The sequence below is a fragment of the Brevundimonas sp. KH_060 genome (assembly GCF_057838275.1).
Window position 1 is genome coordinate 2,358,651 of sequence record NZ_CM174463.1, and the last position, 19,747, is coordinate 2,378,397.

The following is a 19,747-nucleotide window of genomic DNA, read 5'->3' on the forward strand; positions in this document are numbered from 1 at the left end:
GGGAGACGTATGGCGCAGGCGCGGACGGAGGCTTCATCCTCCCACACCGGCATTAGGATCGGCCTGTCGGCGGTGATCATCGCCCTGCGGGACCGTGAAGCCGTGGTTCTGACCACCCATGCCCCCGACGGCGCCCCCGCCCTGCCCTTCGGTCCTTTCGATCCCGAACGCGATCGCACGTTCGAACTGGCCCTGCGCGCCTTCGTGGCTGATCAGACGGGCTTCCCCCTGGGCTTTGTCGAACAGCTCTACACCTTCGGCGATCTGGGCCGCGACGCCCCGCGCGCCACGCCCGGCCCAGATCAGGCGCGCGATATCTCGGTCGGCTATCTGGCCCTCACCGCCGATGCGCCCGACGATCCCAGTTTCGGCGCTTCAGGCCGCGACGCCGCCTGGACGCCCCTCTTCCACGTCTTCCCCTGGGAGGACCGCCGCCGGGGCCAACCCGCCGTCATGGAGCGTCTCGCCCCCGGCCTGACCGCCTGGGCTGGCGACGACGCCGCCCGCAAGGGCCGCGTAGATGCTCTGTTCGCCCTCGCGCCCGGCGCACGCTGGAACGAGGAGCGCGTGCTGGACCGCTATGAGCTGCTCTATGAAGCCGGCCTGGTCGAGGAGGCCGCGCGCGACAACGGCCGCCTCGCCCCCGCTTCCCCAGGCGACCTGCCCATGGCGTCCGACCACCGCCGAATCCTGGCCACAGGCGTCGCCCGCCTGCGCAGCAAACTCAAATATCGGCCTGTTCTGTTCGACCTGACGCCCCCGACCTTCACCCTGTCGGCGCTGCAGGCGGCGGTAGAGGCGGTTGCGGGCCTGTCGCTGCACAAGCAGAACTTCCGCCGAGGGGTCGAACGCACCGGCCTGGTCCAGCCCACGGGCGTTTTCACCAGCGACACCGGCGGTCGTCCCGCCGAACTGTTCCGCCATGTCCGCCCCGAACCGGGCGACGGCGGCGCCTTCGGCCTGTCCCTTCCCGGACAGCGTTGAACCACCGTTCAAATTTCTTCGCCGTCATGGCTTGCAGCCATCGCAGCCTTTGATTAGAGAAGCCGCTCGCTCAGCCCCATTAGGGACTACCGACCCGCGGAGAGGTGGCAGAGTGGTTGAATGTACCGCACTCGAAATGCGGCGTACGTGGAAGCGTACCGGGGGTTCGAATCCCCCCCTCTCCGCCATTATTTTCAATAAAACTAATGAATTAATCCCCCAAGACATGGGCTCTAGGGGTGGAACCCACTCAAATCTCCCTCAGGTTCCTCAGGATCAACCGTGGTGCGTGCGGGTCCCCCGCCGGACTGGCATATCTCGGCCATGCACGACGGCAAGCTCCACCAACGCCTGTTGAGACCCAGTGGGCTTCGGGCTATGCCCCGGTCCCTCGGAACCGCCCCAAGAAAATCATGAAGGCGGTCGCATCGTTCATCGGCGGCGTGGCCAAGTTTGTTGCGGTGGGCTTCCTGCTCATCGTGTTCATCGCGGGCCTGCAGTCCCTCGGGATCGGCCAAAGCGGCACCGGCGGCCAATGATCGAAAGCCAGCTCGACCGCCTCGACAAACTGCGGGACTTTCGCGTGTTCACCGAGCGGCACCCGGAGATGAGCGTCGAGTTGACGCCCCAGATCGACGACGACCTAGCGACCGTCGATACCGTCGTCTTCGTCCATGAGCGGCACGCCTATCATCAACAGCAGAATTGAAACGGCTGCCCCACCTGGGGCCGCCGTTGCCGTCTCAGAAGTGCTGAAGGATCACTCGCCGGTTGCGACGCGCTCGAGCAAGAAGCTCGGCACTTCGATCGTCAAGTTAGCATTAGCCGAGCTGTCGCACTGCTTTTCGCTATAAAAGGTTCTCAGGTGATCACGACGCTCAGTCGCCATGCGCTCGGTTCTATTCGAGTCCATAGTGGCTGCTATGTTGGTGCCGTTCATGCTTCCATCGCTGGCTTGCGCCTTAACGATGGTTAGTCGAGCGATCTCGTCACTCAGCTGAATGCAGGTCATGGCAAGGTCGGCTGTTCGCACAGCGCTGACCTTCTCGGTCGTAGCGCAGGCATTTAGAGTCAAGCCAGCAAAGAGCGTGGCTACAATTGCAAATTTCTTCATGAGATTACCTCCGAATATTTTGTCCCTGACACTCCGTCGCACGAAAATCTATCATATCACAACGTTCTTTAATGTCGAGCGAGATCTTAAGCTACTTTTTCATTACGCTCGTCACCTGCAAGCGGATCGATCTGGGTCCAGGCGTCGCCGTGGACGCCGCAGTCGCTCGTGGATTAGACGGCGTCAGGGAACAGTTGGAACGGCGCCTGCCCCTCTAATGCTTAAGACCTTCGAGACTGGCTTGAGCCCACCACCACTGGTGTTTGATATCGTCTTCTCCACATTATTTCCTGACAAGCTGCCCCGCCCTTCAGGGCGCCCAGACCTGATCACGCGCCCTGATCAGCCGAAGCGCTCGATGCGCAAGGCCTCCATCCATTGTGGAGACGGCCGCCCGAGGGCGATCTGCTCCATGGTTTCCGCCGTGAAGGCGGCCAGGGTCAGGCCCAGGTGCTGGTGGCCGAAGGCGTAATGGATGGCTGGATACGCCTGAAGTCGTCCGATCGCCGGAAGATAGTCCGCCAGGGTCGGGCGTGGCCCGCACCAGCGGTCCGGCGTGTCGGAGAAGCCGATGCCCAGCGCTTTCAGATGCCCCTCGATCTGACGCCACTTGCGCGGATCCGGCGGCGCCGACGGCCGACCGAACTCGACATGGCTGGACGCGCGCAGCCCCCCGTTGAAGCGCGCCACGGCGAGGGCGCGATCCTCGAACACCGTCAGCGGCAGGGATTCAGGCCAATCATGCTGCGAGGACTGGACCGAATAGCCGCGCTCCCCGATCAGAGGAACGTTCACGCCCAGCGGCGCCAGAAGCGAAGCTGACCACGCGCCCGCAGCGACGACGATCCGATGGGCGTCCATCGACGCGCCGTCTTCCAGAATGATCTCGACGCCGTCGGGTACAGGCTGCAGACGACGCACATCGGCCTGAAGGATGCGCCCGCCTTTCTTCAGGAAAGAGGTCGACAAGGCGTCGCGCACGCTCTGGGGTTCGCTGACCTGCCCCGTGCCGGTGAAGCGGACGCCTCCGGCAGGGCGCGCTTTCAGGACCGCGTCATAGGCGGCCAACTCCTCCGTCTCCATGGGACGAAAGCGGGCGCTTCCCGTGTGAGCCCCCCGCCAGGCCTCAAGCCCCCGTCTCGCCGCCTCGGGCGTGGACCAGACGACGGCATGGCCAGTCGGGCGGATCAGATCATCCGGCGCTTCGGCCAGGGCCGCCAATCGCATCCAGGCGCCCAGCGGATCATCAAGAAGTCGCGCCAGGATCTCTGCGCCATGCGCGGCCGCCGCCGGGCGAGAGGCCGCCAGAAACCGCAGCGCCCACGGCCCCCACAGCGCCGCATCTCGCGCCCGGAAATCCAGCGGACCGCCGAAAGCGAACAGCCGCCCGAACGCGCTTTTCAAGGTCGCGGGCGACGGCATCGGCTCGCACTGTTCGGCGGCGATGTGGCCGATGTTGCCGAAGGAGGCGCCACATCGCGGATCGCCCCGGTCGATCAGCGTCGTCTCGAAGCCCGCCGCCTGAAGCCTGAGAGCCGTCGCCATTCCGACCAGACCGCCGCCGATCACCGCCCAGCGATGGGGCGTCGTCATGCAGAGACGCTCTCGCCGAACGGATCGTCCAGGCTGTGCGAAGGCTCGGTGAACCAGACCGGCCCGGCGGCCGTCATGTAGAAGTGGTCTTCGAGGCGGATGCCGAACCGGCCGGGAATGACCAGCATCGGCTCGTTCGAGAAGCACATGCCGGGCGCCAGCGGCGTGACGTCGCCACGCACCAGATTGGGCGCTTCATGGATATCCAGACCGATGCCGTGGCCCGTGCGGTGCGGCAGGCCCGGCAGTCGGTAGTCGGGGCCGTATCCGAGGCCGGTCAGATAGCCCCGCGCGGCGTCATCGACGCTGTGGCACGGCGCCCCGAGTTGCGCTGCGGCGAAGGCGCGGGCCTGGGCCTCCTTCTCGTGCGCCCAGACGCGGCGGAAGTCGTCCGTCGGTTCGCCGAAGACATAGGTGCGGGTGATGTCCGAATGATAGCCGTCGACCAGCGTCCCGGTGTCGATCAGCACCACATCGTCGACCTGAAGGGCGCGGTCGCCCTCGCCGCCGTGAGGCAGGCAGGTGTCGTCGCCGAACGAAACCAGGCAGAACCACGACCCGCCCTCCCCGCCCAGGGCGCGGTGTTCGGCGTCGATGAAGGCCATGACTTCGGAGGTGCGGACCCCGGCTTTCAGCCAGTGGCGGGTGCGGCGCTGGACCTCAAGCGTAATGGCCTTGGCGCGGGTCAGAAGCGCGATCTCGGCGGGCGACTTGAGGCTGCGTTGCGCCAGGACCAGCGACGCGCCGTCTGTGACTCGATCCGCGCCGAGCACCCGACTGAGGCCCAGCCAGATGAAGGCCGCCGCCTGATCGTCCACCGCCAGGACGCCGCCCGCAGGCAGACGCCCCGCCGCCAGGACGTAAGGGCTCTCTTCCTCCTCCCAGGTCAGGATGTCGCCCACGACGGCGGTCGCCGCCGCCGTCAGTCCCGCCACCTTGTCCTTCTCGAACCGAGGGCAGATGTACTCCACGCTCCCATCGGCATGAATCAGGGCCCCGGTCAGACGCTCCGACGGATGCCAGTCCAGCCCTGTATAATAGCGCAGCGAAGCGGTCGGCCCCAGCAGCAGGGCGGCCAGACCTTCGGCCTTCAATCGTTCGGTCAGCGCACGGATACGCGCCCGCCGCTCTTCGGCGTCAATGGGAGCGGCGTCGGGAGGAAGAAACGTCATGCGACCAACGTATACAATATCTGATTTTGACCATGCTTCTTTCATGGCTTGGGGCGGCAGGCAAGAGTCGGGACGGCTGCGACGCCTTGAGCCTGACGGACCGACAAACAACGCAAGCCCGTTCGGACAGTGGGCCGAATGCGTGATGAAATGACGCAAAGTCGCCATTTCCAGTGAACCTTATAACAGATTGCCTTCAACCCGCCCCCCTCCTACCTAAGCCGCCATGCCTCGGTCGATGATGACATTGGCGAACCTGTTTGCGGCCCTGACGCTGGTCATCGCCGCACTCGTGCTTGCGCCTGCGGTCGATGCCGCGACCTGCGCGCCTGACGCCGCCATCGCGCATCAAACTCTGACCACGGAACACGCTCAGGACGGGTCCAAGGACAGTCACGACCGCATGGGCGGCGAGATTCACGGCCATTGCCACCACCCCGGCGAGCGTCCGTCCAGCGGCGACTTCAACATCGCCAAGCCCCGGGCCCAGGCCAGCCGCTACATCCTGCGCGACGACAGCACCGTGTCGTTCGCCTCCGACGGACTGAAGCGCCCTCCCAGAAGCTGATCGGAAGCCTGCGCCTTCGCGCGCCCTTCTTCTGATCATCTCTGGAAATCAAACATGTCTCCGACACATCGTCGTCGGCCGCGCCTGGCGGCCGGCTGCGCGCTCGCCGCGGTCGCCGTTTTTGGCGCCGTCCCGGCGTGGGCTGATCCCGCGCCCTCCTATGGCGAACTGCTCGCCCAACTGGGTCAGACGCCTTCCGCCGTCGAAGCGGACGCTCTCAGCGACGCCGCCGAGGCGCGCGTGCGTCAGGCGCGCGTTCGGCCCAATCCCAACCTGTCCATCGACCTTGAGAACGTGGTCGGGTCCGGCCCCTATTCCGGCCTCAGCGCGGGCGACCTCAGCCTGGCGTTCAGCCAGGATCTGGAGCTGTGGGGCCGTCGCCCCGCAAGAGTGAACGCCGCCCGCGCCGATGCGGGCGCGGCGGCGTTGCGCCGCGACCTGACCGTGGTCGATACGGCCGGGCGGCTCGCCCTGATCTACGCCGAGGCTGAGGCGGCCCAGCGCCGCGCGGCCCTGGCCGAGGAAGCGCTGACCCTGGCCGTGGCCGACGCCCGCGCCGCCCTGGCCCTGGTCGAGGAAGGGCGCGAACCCCTGCTGCGCGGCATTCAGGCCGAGAGCGAGGCCGCCGCCGCCCGTGCGAGCCTCGATGAAGCCAAGGCCGAGCGCGACGCCGCCTTCGCCCGCCTGAGCGCCGTCGCCATGCTGCCGACGCCCGCCACCTCGATCGAGGCCGGGCTGCTGGATGCGCCGACGACGCCATCCGCCCGGTCTGAACGCGACGCGCCGACGGTGCGGGTGGCCGAGGCTGAGGCCACGGCGGCCGAGCGCCGCATCGACGTCGAGCGTCTCAACGGCCGCCCTGACGTCACCGCCAGCGTCGGCGTGACTCGCTTCGGCGAGAACGATCAGACGGCCATGACCTTCGGCCTCAGCCTGCCCTTGCCGCTGTTCGACCGGAACCGAGGGAACATCGACGCCGCGCGCGCCGAACACCGGGCCGCCGAAGCGCGGGTGATGCAGGCGCGTCAGGACGCCGGAGCCGACCGGGCCGCCGCCGGAGCGCGCCTGGCGTCCTCAGCGAGCCGCGTGTCGGCCGCCGATGCGGGCGTAACCTCGGCCGAGGAAGCCTATCGCCTGTCGCGCATCGGCGCCGAGGCGGGACGCATCTCGCAACTGGAGCTGCGCACCGGACGCGCCGCCCTGATCAACGCCCGATCCGCCGCCGTCGACGCCCGCATGGCGCGCGTCCGCGCCGAGATCGATCTGGCGCGCCTGGAAGGCCGCGCCCCCTTTGAAGGAAGCCGCTGATGTCCACCCTGTCATCAAACAAGAAAGTCCTGATCGCAGGCGTCGCCGCTGTCGTCCTGCTGGGCGGCGGCGCGCTGGCTCTGACGCTCACGCGGTCTGATCCGCCCGCGCCTGCCGCCGAGAAGACCGAAGTGAAAGGCGAAGCCGCAGAAGCGCCCGAGGGCGTGGTCGAACTGACCGCCGAGCAACTGCAAGCGGCGGGCATTTCCGTCGTCTCCGTCTCGCGCGGCGGGGGCGGCGAAACGCGCCTGTCCGGCCGGGTCGAGGCCATGGTGGACGCGCGCGCCGCCGTCGGCGCCGTCGTCGGCGGAACGGTCGAGCGGGTGCTGGTCGCGCCGGGCCAGGCGGTCCGCGCAGGCCAGCCTCTGGTCAGCCTGATCAGCGGCGACGGCGCCGCCTTACGCGCCGAGATCGACGCGGCCTCGGCCGCCGCGACCGCCGCGCGTCAGGCGCACCAACGCAACCGCAATCTGGCCGATCAGGGCGTCGTCGCCCGTCAGGAGGTCGAAGCCTCGCAGGCTCAGGCCGCCAGCGCCGAGGCTATGGCTCGCGCCGCGCGGGCGCGGGCGGCGGCGGCGGGCTCGCCCAACGCCTCGGGCCGGATGAGCGTCGTCAGCCCCATCTCCGGCGTCGTCACCAATGTTCAGGTCGGCCCCGGCGGCTTCGTCGCCCAGGGCGGAGTCGTGGCCGAAGTGACCAATCCGGCGCGGGTCGAGCTCGTCTTCAACGCCCCGCCGCAACTGGCGGCCCAGGTGCGCCTCGGCTCGCACATGCGCGTCACGGGCCCGCAGGGCGAGTTCAACGCTCTGGTCACCGGCGTCGCCGCCGACGCCGGATTGCAAGACAGCGGCGCGACCGTGATCCGCGCCCGGCCCGAAGGCGGCCGCCTGCCGCCCGCCGGATCGCCCGTCACCGGTGCCGTCGTCACCGAAGGCCAGTCCGGCGGCGCCCTGACCGTGCCGTCCGAAGCGGTGCAAACGGTCGACAGCGCCACGGTGGTCTTCGTCCAGACCAGCGAGGGCTTCCGCGCCCAGCCCGTGCTGGCCGGTCGTCAGGCTGGAGGCGCCACCGAGATCCTGCGCGGCCTGACCGGGACCGAAAAAGTCGCGGCGGCCAACGCCTTCTTGCTCAAGGCCGAACTGGCCAAAGGCGAAGCCGAGCACGGCCACTAAGGGAGGGCGATCATGTTCAAAATCATCATTGAGGCGTCCGTCCGCTTCCGCTGGTTCATCGTCCTGGCCACGACGCTGGTCGCGGCGTGGGGGCTGTTCCAGCTGACCAAGCTGCCGATCGACGCCGTGCCGGACATCACCAACCGACAGGTGCAGATCAACACCGTGGCCCCGGCCCTGGCCCCCGAACAGATGGAGCGTCAGGTCACCTACCCGCTGGAAACGGCGATGGCGGGCATTCCGGGAATCCAGAGCACCCGCTCCCTGACCCGCAACGGCTTCAGCCAGGTGACGGTCATCTTCACCGACGCCACCGACATCTACTTCGCCCGCCAGCAGGTGGCAGAGCGGATGGCGCAGGCGCGCGAGAACCTGCCCGAGGGCGTCGAACCGGCCCTGTCGCCCATCACCACCGGCCTGGGCGAAGTCCTGATGTGGACGGTCGACCTCAAGCCCTTTGACGCCAAAACAGCGCAAGCCGGCCGTCCCGGCTGGCAACCCGACGGAGCCTATCTGACGCCAGAGGGCGAGCGGCTGGACACGCCGCAGGCGCGGGTCACCTATCTGCGCACCGTGCAGGACTGGATCATCGCACCCCGGATGCGGACCGCGCCCGGTCTGGCGGGCGTCGACGTCAACGGCGGCTATGTGAAGGAATACGCCGTCCGCCCCGATCCGGCGCGACTGGCCGGCTATGGCCTCAGCCTGAACGACCTGATCCAGGCGTTGGACCGGGCCAATACGCAAGCGGGCGCGGGCTATATCCAGCGCGCGGGCGAGGCCCTGACCGTGCGTACCGACGCCCTGGCCCAGACGGTTGAGGATCTGGCCCAGGCGCCCGTGGCCAACCGCAACGGTCTGGTGGTCCGGGTCGCCGATGTGGCGACTGTCGAGATCGGCCAGGCGCCGCGTCTGGGCGGGGCCAGCCGCGACGGCCATGAGGCGGTCATCGGCACGGCCCTGATGCTGGCGGGCGAGAACAGCCGCACCGTGGCCCAGGCCTCCGCCGAGCGGCTGGAACAGATCAGCGCCAGCCTGCCGCCCGACATCGTGGCCGAGCCGGTGCTGAACCGCAGCGCCCTGGTCAACTCCACCATCAAGACGGTGGCCAAGAACCTGACCGAGGGCGCCCTGCTGGTTATCGTCGTGCTGTTCCTGCTGCTGGGGAACATTCGCGCAGCGACGATCACGGCCCTGATGATCCCGATCAGCTTCCTGTTCGCGGTCATCGGCATGAACCGCTTCGGCATCAGCGGAAACCTGATGAGCCTGGGGGCGCTGGACTTCGGCCTGCTGGTCGACGGCGCCGTGGTGGTGGTCGAGAACACCCTGCTGCGGCTGGGCCAGAAGCGCGCCGATCTGGGCCGCGCCCTGACCCGCAACGAACGCCTTGGCGTCGCCGCCAGCGCCGCCCGCCAGATGGTCAAGCCCGCCGCCTTCGGCCAGCTGATCATCCTGCTGGTCTTCACCCCCCTGCTGATGCTGGAAGGGGTCGAGGGCAAGACCTTCATCCCCATGGGCGCCACGGTCATGCTGGCCCTTGTCGGCGCCTTCATCTTCTCCTTCACCTTCGTCCCGGCCATGACGGCCCTGCTGGTCAAGGAGCCCAAGACCGTCCACGTCGATGAGAACGGCGAGGCGGAAGAGCATGAGACCTTCCTACTGCGCCACGCGCGCCGCTGGATCGAACCTGCCATCCGCGCCGCCGTCTCGCATCCGAAGACCGTGCTGGCCTCGGCCTTCGGCGCCCTGCTGATCGGCGCCCTGGCCTTCACCCTGCTGGGGCGCGAGTTCATCCCGACGCTGGACGAGGGCGACATCGCCATGCAGGCACTGCGCGTACCCTCTGCCTCGCTGGAGCAATCCCTCGCCATGCAGATGGCGCTGGAGCGGGCCATCAAGGCCCAGCCCGAGGTGAAGACCATCTTCTCGCGCACCGGCACGGCCGAGGCGGCGGTGGACCCCATGCCGCCGAACATTTCCGACGCTGTTATCGTGCTGAAGAAGCGCAAGGAATGGCCCGATCCGCGCCTGCCTAAGGAAGAGTTGATCGCCCGGATAGAGAAGGCCGCCTCGACCCAGCTGGGCAACGCCTTCGAGTTCAGCCAGCCGATCGAACTTCGCTTCAACGAGCTGATCTCGGGTGTCCGCACCGATCTGGCGGTCATGGTCTATGGCGACGACTTCGCCCAGCTTCAGAAGACGGCGGATCAGGTCGCCAACGCCCTGCGCGACACGCCCGGCTCGGCCGACGTGCGGGTGGAGCAGGCGTCCGGCCTACCGACCCTGACGGTCAGCGTCGACCGCTTCGCCGCCGCCAACTACGGCCTGTCGGCGGCCGACGTGTCCGAAGCCGTCTCGGCGGCGATCGGCGGCGCCGAGGCGGGTCAGATCTTCGAAGGCGACCGCCGCTTTGACGTGGTGGTCCGCCTGTCGGACGCCGAGCGCAACGACCCTGCCGCCCTGAACGCCCTGCCCGTCACCACGGCGAGCGGCGTGACCATCCCCCTGTCCTCGGTCGCCCGCATTCAGGTGAAGGAAGGCCAGAACCAGATCAGCCGCAACGACGGCAGTCGCCGCATGGTGGTTCAGGCCAATGTGCGCGGCCGCGATCTGGGCGGCTTCGTCGCCGACGCCCAGAAGCAGGTCGATCAGCAGGTCAGCCTGCCGGCAGGCTATTCGCTCAAATGGGGCGGCCAGTTCGAGAACCTGAAGCGAGCCGAGCAGCGCCTGGGTCTGGTCATCCCCGTGGTCTTCGTCCTGATCGGCATCCTGCTGTTCATGGCGCTGGGATCATTCGCAGAGGCGGGGCTGGTGTTCGCGTGCGTACCGCTGGCGCTGGTCGGCGGGGCGCTGTCGCTGTTGCTGCGGGGGATGCCCTTCTCGGTATCCGCGGCGGTCGGCTTCATCGCTGTTTCGGGGGTCGCGACCCTGAACGGTCTGGTGCTGATGCAGGCCATCCGCGAGCGGTTGCAGGCGGGTCAGGCCCCGCGAGACGCCGCCCTGTTCGGCGCCTTCAGCCGCCTGCGCGCGGTGCTGACGACGGCCCTGGTGGCCATCGTCGGCTTCATCCCCATGGCCATCGCCACCGGGGCGGGCGCCGAGGTGCAGAAGCCGTTGGCGACCGTGGTCATCGGCGGCCTTCTGACCGCCACCGCCCTGACGCTGCTCGTCCTGCCGACGTTCGCAGCCAAGGCCGTCAAACACCGCACGGCGGAAGGCGTAGAGGAATGAGCGGATCTCATCATGGAGAGGGACTTCAGCGCCGCACCCTGCTGATCGTTCTGGTGCTGAACGCCCTGCTGTTCGTGGTGCTCGGGCTCGGCGGCCTGTTCGCCGAGTCCAGCGCCCTGCTGGCCAACGCCGCCGACAACGGCTCGGACGCGATCGTCTATCTGATCAGCTTCCTGGCGGTCGGACGGGCGATGGCGTGGAAACGCGGAGCCGCCCGGCTGTCGGGGATCATGCTGCTGATCTTCGCCGCCGGGGTGCTGATCGACGTCGGGCGGCGCTGGATCGTCGGGACCGAGCCGGTCGGTTGGACCATGATGGGCCTGGCCGTCATGGCGGCGGTGGTGAACCTGATCTGCCTGATGCTGATCAGGCGTCAGGGGACGGACGACGTCAACATGCGCGCGGCCGAAACCTTCAGCTTCAATGACTTCGCCTCGAACGGCGGCATCCTGATCGCCGGGGGTCTGGTCATGGCGCTGAACCAGGCCTGGCCAGACCTGGTGGTCGGGCTGATCGTGGCGGCCATCGCGGTGAAGGGCGGCGTCGACATCCTCAAGGACGCCCGCGAAAGCCAGCCCGCTTCGCAAGAGACCGAGGCGGACGCCGAAGCCTGAACCGTCGCGGGCAAGCCAGAGAGACCCTGTGCTTGCCCGCGACAGCGAACATATGTCCTCGCCGGGCATTTAGCCTGTCGAGGAGAACCGACATGGCCGCTCGCCCGACATGGCAAGGACACCTGAAGCTGTCGCTGGTCACCTGCCCGGTCGCGCTCTACACCGCGACGACCAGCGCCAGCGACGTGCGCTTCCATTTGATCAATCCCGACACCCACAACCGCATCCGCATGGTGCCGACCGATCCCGACGCCGGTCCGGTGGAGCGTAGTCACCTGGTGCGCGGCTATGAGGTGTCCAAGGACGAATACGTCCTGTTCGACGACGCCGATTTCGACCAGGTGCGACTGGACAGCACCAAGACCATCGCCATCGACAAGTTCGTGGACGAGTCCGACATCGACCGCCTGTATTGGGACGATCCCTTCTTCGTCGTTCCCGAAAAGGGTGCGGGCGTCGAGGCCTTCGTCGTGATCCGCGACGCCATGCAGAAACAAGGCAAGGTGGCGTTGGGCCAGCTTGTCCTGCGCGGCAAGGAACGCCAGCTGGCGCTGGAGGTGCGCGGCAAGGGTCTGCTGGCCTACACCCTGCGCGCCCATGACGAGGTGCGCGACGCCGACGACTATTTCGACGACATTCCGAAGGTGAAGGCCGACGCCGACATGGTCGAGATCGCCGCCCGCATCATCGCCCAGAAGGAGGCTGACTTCGATCCCACCGCCTTCAAGGACCGCTACGACGACGCCCTACGCGAGATGATCAAGGCCAAGACCAAGGGCGGCAAGGGCCTGGTCGACGTGGCCGAGCCGGACGACACCAATGTCATCGACCTGATGGCGGCGCTGAAGAACAGTCTGAAGGGTTCGGCAGGCGGGGCCCGCAAGCCGGCGGCCAAGAAATCAGCGTCGAAACCAGCGCCGCGCAAGAAGACCGCCTGAGCGTCAGTCCACGCCCATCTTGCGCAAAGCCGGCCTAAGACCGACGGCGGCGGCGCGGAAATCGGCCCAGGGATCGGGCCGTTCAAGCAGTTCGGGCCAGACCCAAAGATTGTAGTCGGCGGGCCTCAACCCCGGCTTCACCTGCTCCCACGACAGGGGAAAGGCGATCCCCGCCCCCGGCCGCGCGCGCGGCGACCAGGGCGCCACGGCCGTCGCCATCCGGCCGTTGCGCAGATAGTCGATGAAGATCTTTCCGCCCCGCGCCTTCTTGGCCAGGGTTGTGGTGAAACGGTCCGGCGCCTCGGCCCTGATCGCCTCGGACACGGCCTTGGCGAAAGCCTTGTTCTGCTCCCAGGTCACACGAGAACGGCCGTCGGCGCGGATCGGCACGACCACATGAAGGCCCTTGCCGCCCGTCGTCTTGACGAAGGGGTTGAGGCCCAACCCTTCGAGTTTCGCCTTCACCACGCCGGATGCGGCGATCACATCGTCGAAGTCCAACCCCTCGTCGGGATCGAGGTCGAAGGTGATCTGCTCAGGCGTTTCGGGATCGCCCGGCTTGCAGCCCCAGGGGTGCAGCTCCAGCCCCGCCGACTGAGCGACGGCGGCCAGGCCGCCCACATCGACGACGGCGACATAAGGGGTCCGCGCCTTGACGTCGATCAGCTTCAGCCGAGGGTTCGCCCCGGTCATGGCGTGACGCTGGAAGAAGGTCTCGCCTTCGATGCCGTCCGGGGCGCGGATGATGGAAGTGGGCCGGTCGGCCACATGGGGCAGAAGGCGCTCGGCCGCCGCCTCATAGTAGCGCGCCAGGTCGGCCTTGGTGATGGGCGGTCGGCCTCCGCTCGCCGGCCACAGCACCTTGTCAGGACTGGAGATGACGACGCCCGCCACCGTGACCTTGCCGCCTTTTTGCGATGTCGGCGGCGGCGCGGGCGGTTGAGGCGCGGCCGTGACATCCTCGGCGCTCTTGTCGTCGCGCAATCCCTTGAAGGCCGCCTGTCTCAGCGATCCCGCCTCGGTGTAGCCGCCATGCTCGATCTCCGCGACCAGCGTCGGCTTCACCCAGTGAATGTCCTTGCCGCCCTTGGGCGCGTCGGCGCCGACAAAGGGGCTCCTGTCCGTCGCCTCAGCCTTCAGTGCGGGGATCAGCATCCGCGTCGCCGTCTCGCCGAACCCCGTCCCGACCCGCCCCAGGTATTTCAGCCCGCCCTTCCCTCTCACCCCGACCAGCAACGACCGGAACCGACTGCCGCCCTCCGACGACCAGCCGCCGATGACCGCTTCATCGCGCCCCCGGCACTTGGACTTGACCCAGGCCGAGGACCGCCCGGCGTGATAGGGCGCGTCTAGCTTCTTGGAGATAACGCCCTCCAGGTGCATTCGACAGGCGCTTTCCAGCACGGCCTGTCCCGTCGAGGCGAAGTGTTCGACATAGCGGAGACGGCCGCCCCCATTGGCGCCGATCCGGTCGATATAGGCCTGCAATCGCGCCTTGCGATGCGACAGCGGCAGCTTGCGCAGATCCTCGTGGCCTTCGAACAGCAGGTCGAAGGCGAAATAGACCAACCGCCCCGTGTCGCCTTCGGATATCGCCGCCTGCAGGGCGCTGAAATCGGGCATGTGGTCGTCGTCCAGCGCGCACAGTTCGCCGTCGATCACCGCATCAGGCCAACCAGCCGCATCCGCCGCCAGTTCGGCAAACCGGTCGCTCCAGTCCAGCCCCTTGCGAGTCCGCAGCACCGCCTGGCCGCCGCCCACGCTGATCTGCAGCCGGTACCCGTCGAACTTGATCTCATGCGCCCAACCGGCGACCGAGGGCGGATGATCGACCGCCTTGCAGAGTTGGATCGGCACGAAGGCGTGCGGCCGTTTCGTCCTTGAAGCCGCTCTGGACGCCACAGGTTTGGGCGGCGCCTTTCGCGCAGTCGGCTTGGAGGACGTCCATTGCGCGTTCCCCTCGGCGATCTGGGCCAGGGAGCGACCGGTCGTCACCGAGGCGTCGATCTCGGCCAGGGCGTCGCCTTCACCGGCGACGGCGTATTCGTCCTTCTCCTTCAGCAGCAGCCAGTTGTTGCGTTTGGACGGCTTGCCCCGGTCGCTTTTCAGCCGGATCAGCGCCCATTTGCCCTTCAGCCGCTCGCCGTGAAGGCTCATCTTGATCTGGCCGCGCGCCCAGGCGGCCTCCAGGTCCGGCTCCTGCGGCTCCCAGGTTCCGGCGTCCCATAGCTGCACAGTGCCCGCGCCGTAATTGCCCGCCGGGATCGTCCCTTCGAAGTCGCCATAGTCCAGCGGATGGTCTTCGACCTCAACCGCCAGGCGCTTGACCGACGGATCGCGCGACGGCGCCTTGGTCACGGCCCAGGACTTCAGCACCCCATCCGCCTCGATGCGGAAGTCGTAATGCAGTCGGGTCGCCGCATGGCGCTGGATCACGAAGCGCCGCGCGCCGTCTCCGGCCCGCTTGGCGCCCTTGGGTTCCGGCGTTTGCTCGAAACGCCGCTTGGCCTGATAGGTCTTCAGCTCGCCGCGCATGGGCGATTAATCCGCCCACGAGGAAACCGTTGCGCTGAGGTCGGCCGCGATCAGACGCCCGTGATCGCCCCATCCGCGCGGCGGACGCCGACGCGCTTCAGCGCCGTGACCTCGAACGGCTTGGCGAAGATGGTCGAGACCTGCATCAGCGCCGCCTCGGCCCGGTCCTCGGTCAGGGTCAGCAGGATGAAGCCCTTGGCTGACTGGTCGCAGAAGCGCACCTCGTCATTGGCCTGCATCAGCGCCGCGCCCAGGGGGAAACTGCCGATGGCGTCGCCGATCGAGGGGCTGGAGACCGCGCTGGTCCCGAACTCGACCGCCCGGCGCGCGCCGCTGGCGTCCTTCAGCTCATTGACCCAGAAGGCGTGGCTGTCGCCGGCCAGGACGATGGGCTGCACCCCTGCCTCGGCGAAGGCGGCGTAGAGGCGCTCGCGTCCGGCCGGATAGCCGTCCCAGGCGTCGAGGTTGAACGGCAGGCCCATCTTGAACAGGAACAGGGCCTGTTCGAACTGGTCACGATAGGCCTCGGGGATCTGAGCCATCAGACCCTGGACCTGGGCCTCGGTCAGGGTGCGCGACACGTCAGGTCCGGCGACGCGCGCCATGACGACCTGATTGCCCAGCACCTGCCACGGACGCCCTTTGGCCTTGGAGGCGGCCAGTTCGCGCTTCAGCCAGTCGCGCTGCTGCGGCCCCATCAGATCGCGGGCGGGGTCGTTCAGCAAGGCGCGGAAGGCGTCCAGGTCCAGCACCGGCTCGCCGTCCGGGCCGTCCTTGGCGCTCAGATCCCTGTCATAGGCCAACGGTTCGGTGCGGCCGGTCAGGCGGGTCTCCACCATCATCAGGCTGGCCAGATCGCCGAAGTGGAAGCTGCGGTGGATCGCCTCCTTCAGCGCGCCGGGCGCAGCCTCGCGGATCGGCATCCATTCGTAATAGGCCTTCAGCGCCGCCGCCTTGCGCTGGGCGAAGTCGCCCTCCGTCTCGGGCTGGTGGTTCTCGGCGCCGTGCAGCCAGGCGTCGTTGGCCGTCTCGTGGTCGTCCCAGACGCAGATGAAGGGCGCGCGGGCGTGGGCGGCCTGAAGATCGGCGTCGCGCTTGTACTGGGCGTGGCGCAACCGATAGTCGGCCAGGGAGACGATCTCGTGCGCAGGCTCGGGAACGCGACTCAGCGTCGGCCCGGTCGCCATGCCGTAGGCGTCGGAATCCGCCCCATATTCATAGATGTAGTCGCCCAGATGGACCACGGCGTCCAGGGTCGGCAGGGCGGCGATCGCCTCATAGGCGTTGAACAGGCCGCCGGGGTGCAACTGGCACGACACCACCGCCAGATTGACGGGCGCCACGCCGTCGGCCGCCAGGGTGCGCGTGCGGCCCACAGGCGAGCGCGCCTCGCCCACGGCGAAGTCGTAGCGATAGTCGCGGCCGGGGCGCAGGCCCGCCGCGTCGACCTTGACCGTATAGTCGCGCTCAGGCCCCGTCTCGAACCGGCCCGAGGCGACGACGCGGCCGCCTTCCCCATCCAGCACGCGCCAGACGACCGAGAGCGGCCCGGCCTGGCCGTCCGCCGGAGTGACGCGCGTCCACAGGATCACCCGATCGGTCGCCGGATCGCCCGAGGCCACCCCGTGGGCGAAGGCGACGGCGACGCCTTCGCCCGACGGCGCCGTGGCGCAGCCCGCCGCCGCGCCCGCGCCGAACAGACCCAGAAGGCCGCGACGGTTCATGCTCATCTTCGCGGCCCTCAGTAGCGCAGGGTGAAGGCGACGCCGTAGCTGGCGCCTCGTCCGGCGATGAAGGTCGGCAGGCCCAGTGCATCGCCGGTGTTGCCCGCGTCCTTGATGTATTCCTCGTCCAGGATGTTGTCGCCGAAGGCCTCAACGCCCCAGTTGCCCGACGTCGGAGCGTAACGCACCCGCAGGTTCAGCAGGCCGTAGCCGTCCTGATATTCGTCCTGCACGGTGTCAGCGACGAAGTTGCCGGTCTGCAGTTCCGGCCGGTCGTTGTCGTCGTCGAAGAAGACCTTGGACTGCCAAGTGTAGGTCGGCTGGATCTCGAACGTCCCGCTCTCGACCGGCAGGCGCCAGGTCGCGCCGATCGAGGCCATGTGGTCGGGCGACAGGCGGAAGCGGTTGCCGTCGCGCGCGCCCCCGTCGAAGCGCGAGTGGTTGTAGCCGTAGGTGCCGAACAGATCGAAGGTCGGCGTCGCAGCGAAGGCGACCTGGCCCTCGAAGCCATAGGCGTTGGCCTTGCCCGCATTGACGGTGACGAAGTGGGTTCCGTCCTGTTCGGTCGTCTGGAAGTTGTCGTAGGCGTAGTGGAACACCGCCCCGTCCAGCCGCAGACGGCGATCCATCAGCGCCGTCTTGTAGCCGAGCTCGAAGCTATCGACGGTTTCGGCGGGGATCACCTCGAAAGTCGGGGCGCCCAGCGGAACAGACGGGCCGCGCACCTCCAGCACCTCCGGGCGACGGCCGCGCGCATAGTTGGCGTAGAGGCTGGCATCGTCCGACAGGGCGTAGCGCGTCGTCAGACGCCAGGTGAAGCCGTCGTCCTCGTGATCCGCCTGGATCAGGTCGCCGTTGCCAGCAGTCGGCTGAGCGGTGATGCCGAACAGCGGCAGCCCCGAGGCCACGGGCAGATTGGCCGCGCCCGGCGTCGCCAGCCCCGTCAGGATGGCCGTGATCTGCTGTTGCAACCGCTGGGCGCCGGCCAGGTCGCCGGCCTGGGCCAGGCGTTGCGCCTGAGCGCCGAGCGTCTGCACCGCCACCAGGCCGCCGGCGATGGAGCGGCCGTTCAGCACCGCCGCTGAATAGCCCGTCGTCTTGTCGTCGCGCGTCCAGCGCACGCCGCCCGAGAACTCCAGCCGGTCAGTCGCCTTGAAGGTCAGGTCGCCGAACAGGTCATAGGAGGTCAGATCGGCCCGGTTCGTCGCCGTCTCGATGTGAGCGGGCTTCAGATTGCCGACGATGCCGGGGATCAGCGGATGCGCCGCGGCGGGCAGCATGGACTGAAGAATGCCGCCCATCAGCAACGGCGTCGGCGCGGCGTAGACCATCTTCAGCCGCTGATCGCCCAGCGGCGTCGCCAGTTGCAGCAAGGCCAGACGCTCGTCGAACTGGGTCGGCATCCGCTGGAAGCCTTCCTCGCTGAAATAGCCCGCCCCGACGAAGCCCGAGAAACGGCCGCCGTTGTCGAAGTTCAGGCGGAACTCCTGGCTCCACTGTTCGCCATAGGCGTGCTCCGCCGCCGTCAGCAGGGGCAGCGACGTGCCGTCCGGATCGAACACCTCGGTCGAGTCGAACTGGCGATAGGCCGTGGTCGAGTTCAGCGTCAGCGACGGCGACAGGTCCCACTTCACCAGGCCCGTCACGCCCCAGACCTCGCGATCCAGGCCCAGGCTGACGCCGCCGTCGAAATCGGCGCCGGGCGTCAGGGCCGCGCCGTCCCACGGCGCACGCCCGCCAAGGGAGGCGCCCGTTTTCGGGTCAAAGGGATCATAGGCGATCGACTTGAACGAAGTCCCGCTGGCCGAGTCCGTCTGATAGTTGGCGATCAGATCGGCGCGCAGATTGTCGGTCGGCGCCCAGGCGCCCGACAGGCGCAAGGCCTTGGTCTCGATCGAGTTGTAGTCTTCGCCGCCCAGCAGGTTCTCGACCGTGCCGCCGCGCGTCTTCATTCGCGCCGCCAGGCGCAGGGCGCCGGTCTCGCCTACGGGCGCATTCACGAAACCCTCGACCGCGCGATAGTCCAGATCGCCCGCCTCGATGCGAGCGCCGGCGTCGAACTGGCCCGGACGGGCGCGGTTCTGCACCAGATTGACCGCGCCGATCAGGGCGCCGCGGCCATAAAGGGTCGACTGCGGCCCCTTGGCCACCTCAACCCGTTCCATGTCGAACAGCTCGACATAGGAGCCGCGCGACTTGGAGATCGACACCCCGTCCTGGAACACCGACACGCGCGGCTCGGCGGTGGCGGCGCCCGAGTCCGAGGTGATGCCGCGCATCACGAAGCCCGGATTGTTCGGCGACTGGTTCTGCACCAGGAAGCCCGGCACGAAGGCCGACAGCTGGTCGAACTCCTGCACGCCCAGGTTTTCCAGGAAATCGCCGCTGTAGGCCGTCAGGGCGAAAGGCACCTCGATCGGGTCCTGAGCGCGCAGTTGAGCCGTCACCACGATGTCGTCCACGGCGGTCGTCGTCTCGCTCGACGAAACGCTTTGAGCATGGGCGGCGCCGGCCGCCATCAGGCCCGCGACGGCGGCGCCCGCCAGGAATCCACGCTTAAGGCTGATCGGCTTCATGGTCTTACCCCCTGAGAAAGCAGGGCAGACCTAAAGACGCTGAATGTCGCAGGCGCGACGCCGCCGTCACGGCCCGATGAAGCTGCGACGGCGGTTAGGCGAATTTTCTTCGCCCCACGGCGCATCTCTCGAACCGGCGCCGGGTGTGCGGTCTATCGAACAGCAAGGCTCTGACTTGATGACGAAAAAGCCCCCGCAGTCGGCGCTGCGGGGGC

At 67.9% G+C, this 19,747-nt stretch carries 15 protein-coding genes and 1 tRNA gene; 10 read left to right on the top strand and 6 right to left on the bottom strand.

Annotation, left to right across the window (positions count from 1 at the left end; translation table 11 throughout):
• Positions 1-9: 9 nt before the first annotated feature.
• The 4 genes from AC3IPP_RS11745 (at position 10) to AC3IPP_RS11760 (ending at position 1,693) form a co-directional block, all read left to right on the top strand.
• Positions 10-984, top strand: a complete 975-nt coding sequence (locus AC3IPP_RS11745) for an NUDIX hydrolase (protein WP_489149111.1) — start codon at positions 10-12, stop codon at positions 982-984.
• Positions 985-1,082: 98 nt separating this feature from the next.
• Positions 1,083-1,172, top strand: a tRNA-Ser gene (locus tag AC3IPP_RS11750).
• A 225-nt stretch (positions 1,173-1,397) separates the two neighbouring features.
• Positions 1,398-1,523 (top strand): hypothetical protein, encoded by a 126-nt coding sequence (locus AC3IPP_RS11755; protein ID WP_489149112.1) that lies wholly within the window; start codon positions 1,398-1,400, stop codon positions 1,521-1,523.
• Positions 1,520-1,693 (top strand): hypothetical protein, encoded by a 174-nt coding sequence (locus AC3IPP_RS11760; RefSeq protein ID WP_489149113.1) that lies wholly within the window; start codon positions 1,520-1,522, stop codon positions 1,691-1,693. The genes AC3IPP_RS11755 and AC3IPP_RS11760 overlap by 4 nt, the downstream gene beginning before the upstream one ends.
• A 51-nt stretch (positions 1,694-1,744) precedes the next feature.
• Here the strand turns inward: AC3IPP_RS11760 and AC3IPP_RS11765 are convergent, their stop codons facing one another.
• From AC3IPP_RS11765 to AC3IPP_RS11775, 3 genes are all read right to left on the bottom strand, one after another.
• Positions 1,745-2,098, bottom strand: a complete 354-nt coding sequence (locus tag AC3IPP_RS11765) for a hypothetical protein (protein WP_489149114.1) — start codon at positions 2,096-2,098, stop codon at positions 1,745-1,747.
• A gap of 342 nt (positions 2,099-2,440) precedes the next feature.
• Positions 2,441-3,691 carry an NAD(P)/FAD-dependent oxidoreductase gene (locus tag AC3IPP_RS11770; protein ID WP_489149115.1) on the bottom strand — a complete coding sequence of 417 codons (1,251 nt, stop codon included), beginning with the start codon at positions 3,689-3,691 and terminating at the stop codon, positions 2,441-2,443.
• Positions 3,688-4,863 (bottom strand): M24 family metallopeptidase, encoded by a 1,176-nt coding sequence (locus AC3IPP_RS11775; protein ID WP_489149116.1) that lies wholly within the window; start codon positions 4,861-4,863, stop codon positions 3,688-3,690. The genes AC3IPP_RS11770 and AC3IPP_RS11775 overlap by 4 nt, the downstream gene beginning before the upstream one ends.
• Before the next feature lie 247 nt (positions 4,864-5,110).
• Here AC3IPP_RS11775 and AC3IPP_RS11780 point away from each other — a divergent pair, with 247 nt between their 5' ends.
• The 6 genes from AC3IPP_RS11780 to ku all read left to right on the top strand — a co-directional run bounded on the left by AC3IPP_RS11780 (position 5,111) and on the right by ku (position 12,697).
• Positions 5,111-5,431: a hypothetical protein gene (locus AC3IPP_RS11780; RefSeq protein WP_489149117.1), complete on the top strand. Its 321-nt coding sequence runs from the start codon at positions 5,111-5,113 to the stop codon at positions 5,429-5,431.
• A gap of 54 nt (positions 5,432-5,485) precedes the next feature.
• Positions 5,486-6,739 (top strand): TolC family protein, encoded by a 1,254-nt coding sequence (locus AC3IPP_RS11785; protein ID WP_489149118.1) that lies wholly within the window; start codon positions 5,486-5,488, stop codon positions 6,737-6,739.
• A complete protein-coding gene (locus AC3IPP_RS11790; RefSeq protein WP_489149119.1) occupies positions 6,739-7,911 on the top strand; it encodes an efflux RND transporter periplasmic adaptor subunit in 1,173 nt (390 codons plus the stop codon). The genes AC3IPP_RS11785 and AC3IPP_RS11790 overlap by 1 nt, the downstream gene beginning before the upstream one ends.
• A gap of 12 nt (positions 7,912-7,923) precedes the next feature.
• Positions 7,924-11,145 carry an efflux RND transporter permease subunit gene (locus AC3IPP_RS11795; protein WP_489149120.1) on the top strand — a complete coding sequence of 1,074 codons (3,222 nt, stop codon included), beginning with the start codon at positions 7,924-7,926 and terminating at the stop codon, positions 11,143-11,145.
• On the top strand, positions 11,142-11,759 hold the full coding sequence (locus tag AC3IPP_RS11800; RefSeq protein ID WP_489149121.1) for a cation efflux transmembrane domain-containing protein: 618 nt from the start codon (positions 11,142-11,144) through the stop codon (positions 11,757-11,759). Before AC3IPP_RS11795 ends, AC3IPP_RS11800 begins: the two co-directional genes overlap by 4 nt.
• Positions 11,760-11,851: 92 nt before the next feature.
• Positions 11,852-12,697, top strand: a complete 846-nt coding sequence (gene ku / locus AC3IPP_RS11805) for a non-homologous end joining protein Ku (protein ID WP_489149122.1) — start codon at positions 11,852-11,854, stop codon at positions 12,695-12,697.
• Positions 12,698-12,700: 3 nt separating this feature from the next.
• On the opposite strand, the gene ligD is transcribed toward ku, so the two are convergent.
• Genes ligD through AC3IPP_RS11820 form a run of 3 tightly spaced genes read right to left on the bottom strand, consistent with a single transcriptional unit; the run spans position 12,701 to position 19,532 of the window.
• Positions 12,701-15,232 carry a DNA ligase D gene (gene ligD, locus AC3IPP_RS11810; RefSeq protein ID WP_489149123.1) on the bottom strand — a complete coding sequence of 844 codons (2,532 nt, stop codon included), beginning with the start codon at positions 15,230-15,232 and terminating at the stop codon, positions 12,701-12,703.
• A gap of 50 nt (positions 15,233-15,282) precedes the next feature.
• A complete protein-coding gene (locus AC3IPP_RS11815; protein WP_489149124.1) occupies positions 15,283-16,962 on the bottom strand; it encodes an alkaline phosphatase D family protein in 1,680 nt (559 codons plus the stop codon).
• A gap of 11 nt (positions 16,963-16,973) precedes the next feature.
• Positions 16,974-19,532: a TonB-dependent receptor gene (locus AC3IPP_RS11820; protein ID WP_489149125.1), complete on the bottom strand. Its 2,559-nt coding sequence runs from the start codon at positions 19,530-19,532 to the stop codon at positions 16,974-16,976.
• Positions 19,533-19,747: the final 215 nt, after the last annotated feature.